This is a genomic window from Acinetobacter sp. OYA S30 (genome assembly GCF_033599315.1).
GTDB classification, from domain to species: Bacteria; Pseudomonadota; Gammaproteobacteria; order Pseudomonadales; family Moraxellaceae; genus Acinetobacter; species Acinetobacter baumannii.
Map to the genome: position 1 here is coordinate 1 of NZ_JAWVAV010000095.1, position 2,410 is coordinate 2,410.

3 protein-coding genes are annotated in these 2,410 nt (G+C 36.5%); 2 read left to right on the forward strand and 1 reads right to left on the reverse strand.

The genetic code is table 11. The annotated features are described in order from the left end of the window. Positions 1-27 precede the first annotated feature (27 nt). Positions 28-1,377 carry an AAA family ATPase gene (locus tag R5R67_RS19185; RefSeq protein WP_318755181.1) on the reverse strand — a complete coding sequence of 450 codons (1,350 nt, stop codon included), beginning with the start codon at positions 1,375-1,377 and terminating at the stop codon, positions 28-30. Positions 1,378-1,426: 49 nt separating this feature from the next. Here R5R67_RS19185 and R5R67_RS19190 point away from each other — a divergent pair, with 49 nt between their 5' ends. Then, complete coding sequence (locus R5R67_RS19190; protein ID WP_004973749.1) at positions 1,427-1,882, forward strand: helix-turn-helix domain-containing protein; 456 nt, start codon at positions 1,427-1,429, stop codon at positions 1,880-1,882. A gap of 16 nt (positions 1,883-1,898) precedes the next feature. Continuing rightward, positions 1,899-2,410 (forward strand): IS630 family transposase (locus tag R5R67_RS19195; RefSeq protein WP_318755182.1); only part of this gene is annotated, 512 nt, incomplete at its 3' end.

Here is a 2,410-nt window from a genome sequence, read left to right on the forward strand (position 1 = left end):
ATGTATTGCATCTTATTAATTTACTATTTATGTAGGTAGTCTCCAATACCACGCTTGCTCTCTTTTAAAGCTTATTGCGCCTATATCTCTGATTGCTCTACCATAAGTGGCATCTGATATACCTTCTTCCGAACATAATGATTTCAAGTGTTTAGACGCTATAATCTCATTTTTAGACAATAGATCTAATATAAGTTTTTTTGCCCTATTAATTTCAGTTGCTTTTTCCTTTTTATTACCTGATTTAGTGTCAAATGAGCCAATGAAAGGTTCAAGCCAAGTAGTTTTAGACGTTTCTATGCCTTTGCCAACAGTAGCTGATTCAATTCGATATCTCATGTGAGTATCCGATTGTTTAGTTGTATTCGTTTTCACTCTAGATAAATAAAAATTATCTTCACTTTCATCTTTTAAAGCACATAGTGCCATTCTTGCTTTTGCTGTAAATGCTTGAGATCCTAAAAATCTTTCAACTAAAGGCATATTCTCTTTACCTGCACTTTTAGATAGATGAGTAATACAGACAACCGCACAGTTATAATCTTCCGCAAATTTACTCAAGGGATCTAACGCTTGTCGCACCGTATTGGCTTTATTTAAATCACCTTGTACTAACCCTACGACAGGATCAATAATTAAAAGCCGAAGTTCAGGATTTGCTTTGGCATAGTTTTCTAATGCTGTTATATGCTCTATCCCAAACGACCTGATTTTTCCCTTTCTATCAACTACTCCATCCATCACAGCTATATTATCTAAATTAGCTTCATAGGACATAATCCGAGGCTTAAGCGTATCATCTGCAGCATCTTCTGTTGAATAAATTAATACTTTTCCAGGTTTCTCACATTTACTGCCATCAGGAAATACCCCCCCAACTGAAATTGTTGCTGCAATTGAAAGCATGAGATTCGTCTTACCACAACCTCCAATACCGGCTAATACAGTTATTTTTCTAGCAGCTAACCATCCCTCCCAAATCCAATCAGTTGGCTTTTCTTCAATTTGAGACAGTGTTCTTACAACTAATGCAGTGTTCAGCTGCATTGTTGCTTCAATTGGTGGCTCCTGACCTATCATGTTCAATCTTGCATCTTCAATATTTTTTAAATGACTTACCTGTTCCATTAGGTATTTATATTTATGCTCATCATTAAGATGTTGAAGATTATTACTACTAATAAATAAATCCTCATTCATTGTTGGCGGTTGCGTGCCAAGCATAACTTTAAAAATATCTTCTCCAAAATTATGATTAATTATAGAAAAACCATCATCATTATCAGAAACATAGACAATAGGCTGTCTGTTTTTAGCGAAAAGCTTAAAAATAGAGACATCATCTGTTGTAAAAACCCAAGATTTATAAGTTGACAAAAATAACTAATCATGCGAAAAAGTTTTTTTAGTTAACAGATGTTCACACATGCCTCGAATTGTTTCTGTACCACTTAGTTTAGAACAGCGAGAACGACTCATTTTTCTGGCCAAGCATGCAAAACATTGGCGTGAAAGACAACGTGCCCAAACTATTCTCTGGCTTTCTGAAGGTAAAAGTGTTGCGGAAGTTGCCACTCTACAAGAACGTATCCCAGAAACCATAAGGCTACAACGCCGACGTTGGGAATTGTATGAGTTTGAATCGATTAAAGAAGGTCATCGCTCAGGTCGGCCCAATACATTGATCTCAGACTATCAGGCGAAAATCCTAGATTGGGTCAATACAAGTCCACTCAATGCAGAACAAATCCGAGTCAAACTACATGAAGAATACGAAGTGTCCGTGTCTGTTGAAACCATTCGTAAGTTTTTACGTGATTCAGGTATGGTCTTCAAGCGTACCCGTCATAGCTTGAAAAAAAAGAGATCCGATTGCATTTGAACAAGCAACACAGCAGATTGAAAAATTACGAGAGCAAGCGGCACGTGGTGAAATTATATTAGGTTATGTTGATGAAACAGGGTTTTCATCTACACCTGATAACCGCTATGCATGGACAAAGATAGGTGATGTTCATGCGGTTGATGCAATAAGATTAAAACGAGTTAATGTCATGGGGTGTTTGCTTTCAACGGGGAAACTTGTGACAAGTTGTTTACAAGAGTCAGTTACAAGCACTTGGTTTTATGCCTATTTAACTGGAATAGCTCAACAAGTAAAACAGACTTATAACCTTCCATTGGTTCTTATTGTTGATAATGCCTCGATTCATAGAAGTAAAAAGATGGCTGATTACAGAGAGCTACTTAAAAGTAACTTTTCGACGAATTTGTATTTTATTCCAGCTTATAGCCCTGAGTTAAATCGAATCGAGATGGTATGGAAGCAGATGAAATATTATTGGCGAGATTTTCAAGTCATGACAGCTGATAAAATAGAGCAATGGGTGGAGAGAGTATCAAACCAATT

Coding starts and splice junctions, on each gene's coding strand:
- R5R67_RS19190 (WP_004973749.1), top strand. CDS start 1,427: ATGCCTCGAATTGTTTCTGTACCACTTAGTTTAGAACAGCGAGAACGA.